At 73.0% G+C, this 5784-nt stretch carries 3 protein-coding genes; 2 read left to right on the top strand and 1 reads right to left on the bottom strand.

Annotated elements, in window-relative coordinates; all coding sequences use genetic code 11:
• Window positions 1-1265: YibE/F family protein (locus tag E7Z54_RS00745; RefSeq protein ID WP_240769440.1), on the top strand; the 1265-nt coding region annotated here is incomplete at its 5' end.
• On the opposite strand, the gene eccCa is transcribed toward E7Z54_RS00745, so the two are convergent.
• On the bottom strand, window positions 1262-5257 hold the full coding sequence (gene eccCa / locus E7Z54_RS00740; RefSeq protein WP_136430911.1) for a type VII secretion protein EccCa: 3996 nt from the start codon (window positions 5255-5257) through the stop codon (window positions 1262-1264). The genes E7Z54_RS00745 and eccCa overlap by 4 nt on opposite strands.
• Before the next feature lie 230 nt (window positions 5258-5487).
• Here eccCa and E7Z54_RS00735 point away from each other — a divergent pair.
• The coding region (locus E7Z54_RS00735) for an EsaB/YukD family protein (protein WP_206055938.1) at window positions 5488-5784 on the top strand (297 nt) is incomplete at its 3' end.

The following is a 5784-nucleotide window of genomic DNA, read 5'->3' as shown; positions in this document are numbered from 1 at the left end:
GTGAAAGGGTTGTCCGCATGGGGCACGGACACGCGCACCGGGCGACGGGCGGCATCGACGACGAGATCCGGGTCGGCACGGCGGCCCGCACGGCGCTCCTGACGGCGCTCGGCATCGCGCTGGTCGCGACGCTCGTCGGCCTGGTCGTGTGGTGGCCGCCCGGTGACGCTGCGCAGCGCGCGGCCGAGTCGGGTGGTCAGGCGGCCGAGTTCGCGGCGCCCGGTGTCACGACCCCGTCGGGCACGGTGGTCGAGGTCGGCCAGCGCTGCCCGGGGACGGGCCTGCCGGACGGATCGGGCTGCAGCACCCTCCAGGTCGAGGTGGAGGGCGAGAGCGATCCGGTCGAGATCGCCGTACCGCCGGAGGTCCTGGACGCGGGGATCAGCGAGGGCGACACCGTCGTGCTGCTGCGCACCCCCCCTCCCGATGACGCGCCGGCGGAGGGCGCCGCATACTCCTACTTCGGGACCGACCACGACAGCACCCTGGTCTGGCTCGGCCTCTTCTTCGTCGCCGTGGTCCTCGCCATCGCCCGGCTGCGCGGGCTCTTCGCCATCTTCGGCCTCGCCTTCGGCGGTGCCGTGGTCTGGTGGTGGCTGCTCCCTGCCCTGCTCGACGGCGCCCCCGGCGTGGGCGTCGCGCTGACCGGCGCGGCCGCGATCATGTACGTCGTCCTCTACACGACCCACGGCTTCTCGCTCCGCACGAGCACGGCGCTCGCGGGCACGCTGGTCGGCATCGTGCTCACCGCGGGGATCGGCGTGGTCGCCATCGGGGACGCCCGGCTGACCGGCATCTCCGACGAGGGCGGGGCGATCCTGGCGACCTTCGGCGCCCTCGACTTCCAGTCCCTGCTGGGCTGCGCGATGGTGATCGCGGGCCTCGGCGTCCTCAACGACGTGACGATCACCCAGGCGTCAGCCGTCTGGGAGCTGCGCGGCACCTCGCCGCACGTCTCGCGCGCCGCGGTCTTCGCCAGCGCGATGCGGATCGGCCGGGACCACATCGCCTCCGCGATCTACACGATCGTCTTCGCCTATGTCGGCACCGCGCTGATCCTGCTGATGGTGCTGCGGGTCTACGACCGGCCCCTGCTCGAGCTGCTCTCGACCGAGCAGCTCGGCGAGGAGGTGGTGCGCGCCCTCGTCACGTCGATCGGCCTGGTGCTCGCCGTACCGATCACGACCGGGCTGGCGGCGCTGATCGCCGCGCCGGTGCCGCTGCCGGACGACGAGCGGGAGTACGACGCGGCGGGCGTTGCCTAGATCGACGGGTCCGTCCACGCCAGCTGGACGACCTCGGCCCCACGGTCGCGGGTGACCAGTCGGCCGCGGCCCGGCTGTGCCGGACCGGGCCTGAGGTTGCCGATGAGGGCGCCCTCGTCGCGGTTGCCGGCGAGCAGGATCCCGGGCATGGCGAGGTCGCGCATCGTCTGGATCACCGGCTCGTAGAGCGCCCGCGACGCCCCACCGGAGCGACGCGCGACGGCGATGTGGAGGCCGACGTCGCGGGCCTGGGCCATCAGCGGCTGGAGCAGCGCCACCGGCGAGCTCTGCTGGGTCGCGACCAGGTCGTAGTCGTCGACCACGACGAACACCTCCGCGCCCGACCACCACGAGCGGTTGCGCAGCTGCTCGGGCGTCACGTCCGGCCCGGGGATCCGGTTCTGGAGGTACGTCGCGAGGTCGGTGAGTGACGGCTGCGCCTGGGTCGCCGAGGTGAGGTAGTTGAGCAGGTAGTCCTCGGGCACCTCGCCGAGCAGCGACCGACGGTAGTCGACCACGACGATCTGCGCCTCCTTGGGCGACCGGGTGCGCATCACCTCCTGGCAGTAGGTCCGCAGCAGGTTGGACTTGCCCGACTTGCCGTCGCCGAAGAGCAGCAGGTGCGGCTCGGCGTCGACGTCCAGCGCGACCGGCGCCAGCTCCTTCTCGTTGATCCCGAGCAGCAGCTGTCGCGCGGGTGGGGCGTCGGCGAGCCTGCGCACCTCGTCGAGCCCGATCAGGTCGGGCAGCAGCCGCAGCTTGGGACCGGAGGGCCCGCGCCAGGCCGTGGCGATCGCGGAGATCAGCCCGTCGACGCCGTCGCCCAGGGTCTCGGCCCGCTGGTCGCCGTCGAGTCGCGGCAGCGCTCCGAGGAAGTGCAGCTTGCCCGGGACCAGGCCGCGCCCCGGGCGGCCCATCGGCACCAGAGCGGCCACCTTGCGGTCGATCTCGGAGTCGATCGCGTCGCCGAGGCGCAGCTCCAGCCGGGTACCGAGGAGGTCCCGCATGGCGGCGCGGAAGTCCGCCCAGCGGGTCGCCGCGGTGACGATGTGGAGGCCGAAGGTCAGACCACGGCCGGCGAGCTGCTGGATCTCCAGCTCGAGGTCGTCGAAGTCGGAGCGGAGGGTGCCCCAGCCGTCGATGACCAGGAACACGTCGCCGTAGCCGTCGTCCGCCCGTCCCTGCACGCGGCGGGTGCGGTAGGTCTCGATCGAGTCGATGCCGTGGCTGCGGAAGTAGGCCTCGCGCCGGTCCACGATGCTCCGCACCTCCGCGACGATCCGCCGCACCACCTCCGGCTCGGAGCGGGTCCCCACACCGGCGACGTGGGGGAGGGCGGTCATCGGCGCGAAGGTGCCACCACCGAAGTCGAGGACGTAGAACTGCGACTCCATCGGGGTGGTCGTGAGCGCCAGGCTGGTGACGACCGTCCGCAGCAGGGTGCTCTTGCCGCTGCGCGGGCCGCCGACGACCGCGACGTGGCCGGCGGCGCCGCTGAGGCTCACCGTCAGGGTGTCGCGGCGCTGCTCGCGCGGGCGGTCGACCGTGCCGAGCGGGACGGTCAGGCCGCCCGCGTTCCGCCATCGCATCGACACCAGGCCCAGATCGGGGTGCGGGGCGAGGTCGGGCATCAGCCGGTCGAGGGTGTCGGGCTGGTCGAGTGGCGGGAGCCAGACCTGGTGTGCGGCGGGGCCGCGGCCGAGCATCCTGGCCACGGCGATGTCGAGCAGCGACTCGCCCTGGTCGCCGCTCGTGTCGCGCGGCTGGACCTCCGCCACCTCCTCGGGCTCCTGCTCGTCGTAGGTCTGCACCTCGGAGATGGTGAACGGCAGGATGCCGCGGACCTTGCCGCCGCTGTGGCGGAGCACCCGTCGCCGTCCCGCCTCCGGCGGCCCGGATACGTACGCCGCCTTGAACCGGGTCAGCGACGTCGGGTCGGGCTTCAGGTAGCCGAGGCCAGGGACCGCGGGCAGCTCGTACGCGTCGGGCACGCCGAGCACCGCCCGCGACTCCTGGGCGCTGAACGTGCGGAGGCCGATCCGGTAGGAGAGGTGTGACTCCAGTCCGCGCAGCCGGCCCTCCTCCAGGCGCTGCGAGGCGAGCAGCAGGTGGAGACCGAGCGACCGGCCGAGGCGACCGATCGCGACGAACAGGTCGATGAACTCCGGCTTCGCCGACAGCATCTCGGAGAACTCGTCGACGACGATGAAGAGGGACGGGAGCGCCGGCAGGTCAGCACCGGCCGGGTCGCCTGACGTGCGGGCCTTCTCGTAGTCCCGGATCGACGCGAAGTTGCCCGCCTCGCGCAGCAGCTCCTGGCGGCGCACCATCTCGCCGGAGAGGGCGTCCTGCATGCGGTCGACGAGGGTGAGCTCCTGGGCGAGGTTGGTGATCACCGCGGAGACGTGCGGCATCTCGGCCATGCCGGCGAAGGTCGCTCCACCCTTGAAGTCGACCAGCACCATGTTGAGCTGCTCGGGGGAGTGGGTCATGGTCAGGCCGAGCACGAGCGTCCGGAGGAACTCCGACTTCCCCGAGCCGGTCGCGCCGATCACCAGGCCGTGCGGGCCCATCCCCTGCTGGGCGGACTCCTTGATGTCCAGGTGCACGGGCCCGCCGCCGTCACCGACACCGATCGGCACCCGCAGCCGGTCGCGTGCGGGGCGCGGCCGCCACGCGGCCGCCGGGTCGAAGCTGTGCACCTCGCCGAGGCCGAGCAGGTCCATGAAGTCCGTGGGGCCGGTGATGTCGGCGGCCGCGTCCTCGCCCACCGCCGCTCCCGCGCTGGGCGTGAAGAGCGGGGTCAGTCGACGCGCCAGCGCCTCGGCCGTCGCGATGTCGCACTGGTCGCCCTTCGCCCGCACCGCCTCGGTCCTCAGTCGTACGGCGAGCAGCGGCACACCGTCGTCGCTGGCGTCCCCGCTCGCTCGGGTCCGGACCGGGTCGTCCTCGAACTCGAGTCGCAGGGCGGTCGCGCTGTCGAGCTCGCCCCAGTGCGCCGGCAGGTCGACCACGGTCACACCGTGGAGCCCGTCGGGCGGGATGACGTGGTTGCCGGGGGGCAGCTCGGCGCCGTCGGTGATCAGCAGGATGTGCGGGATCGCCGGCCGCTCGTCGGCTCCGAACCGGGGCCGCTCGGCCAGGTCGGGCGGCAGCATCGTCGCGAGGTCGGTCAGCGACGTGGTCACCATCCGAGCGGGCCCGACCGCGTCGTTGTGGTGCTGGCTGTGGGCGTGCGGCAGCCACTTCACCCAGTCCCAGTGGGCGAGTGCGGCCTCGGACGTCAGCACCGCGACCTGGAGGTTCTCCGGCGACTGGAAGGCAGCTGCGGAGCACAGGAGAGAGCGAGCCATCGCGCGCGCCTCCTCCTCGGCGCCGCAGATCTCGATCCGGTCGAAGGCCCGCAGGTCGATCGACGCCGGCAGGTCGGGCTGCAGGCGGTGCACGACGAGCAGCCGGTGGAGCGCGGACGCCGAGGCGGGGTCGACCTCGTCGATGGGGGCGCTCTCCGGCGGGACCAGCTCGAGAGCGAGCGGCTGCGCGCAGACGCCGTACCTGACCTGGAGGAAGGCGGGGTCCGCCGAGGACCGCTCCCACACGCGGGACCGGTCCTCCGCGAGCGCGGGCAGCGACGGTGGGCCGGGGTGCAGCCAGGTCAGGGCGCGCCGCTGCTGGTCGGCCGCGTCGCGCGCGACCTTGCGAACCGTGGAGAGGTAGCGGAGGTACTCCGTGCGCGAACCGGTCACCTGCTGCTGGCGCTGCTTCCGCTGCCGGTCGATCTGGACCACGATGAAGCCGAGCGTCGCGAACAGGAACATGCCCGCGGCGATGAACCGGATCGCCGGGTTGCTGCCGTTCCCGGCCAGGCCTGCAACGAGCACGATCGAGCCGAGGCTGCCGAGCATCGGGATCGCGTTCATCGCAATGCCCGCGGCGCCCTCGCTGGGCTGGATCTGCGGGGGCGGCTGGACCTCGAGCTGGCCGCTCGGCATCTCGGGGCGCTCGGTGCGGCCGCCGCGGAGGATGAGGCTTCCGGGCGCCGCGGTGGACGACCTGCCGATCTGCTGCACACTCACGCCTCTGGCCCCTGTCGTCGATGCCCGTTCATGCGACGCGCTCGATGATAGGGCGAAGGGTTGGCGTGGAATCCTGCACGAGGGGTAGGACTACCCTGCCCACGAGGTCGTCAACCACGGCCGCAGCAAGCAGCTCGGGAGGCCCGATGTCGGGTGCGGCGTCCCGGCCACCGGTGGCCGGCGCGGTCACGGCGGTGACGGTGCACGGTCCGCATGGTGTCGTGGACCTGACCGTGCCGACCGACGCGACCCTGGCGGAGGTCGCCCGCGCCTATGCGGCGGAGGCCGGCCTGTCGACCACGCTGCCGCTGGTCACCCGATCTGGGGACCCGTTGCAGCCGACCACGCAGGTCGGCGCCGCCGGCCTCGTCGCGGGATCGGTGCTGGTCGCGGTCGACCCGTCGGTTCGGCCCGCGACGCCACGGGGCACGGACCGTCCGGGT

The sequence above is a fragment of the Nocardioides sp. genome, from assembly GCF_004803405.1.
Classification (GTDB): Bacteria; Actinomycetota; Actinomycetes; order Propionibacteriales; family Nocardioidaceae; genus Nocardioides; species Nocardioides vastitatis.
This window is presented reverse-complemented; position numbering and strand designations above follow the sequence as displayed.

What these genes read in the sequence shown, in the direction of transcription:
- eccCa (WP_136430911.1), bottom strand. Translation starts at nt 5,257, where the DNA reads ATGCCGAGCGGCCAGCTCGAGGTCCAGCCGCCCCCGCAGATCCAGCCC.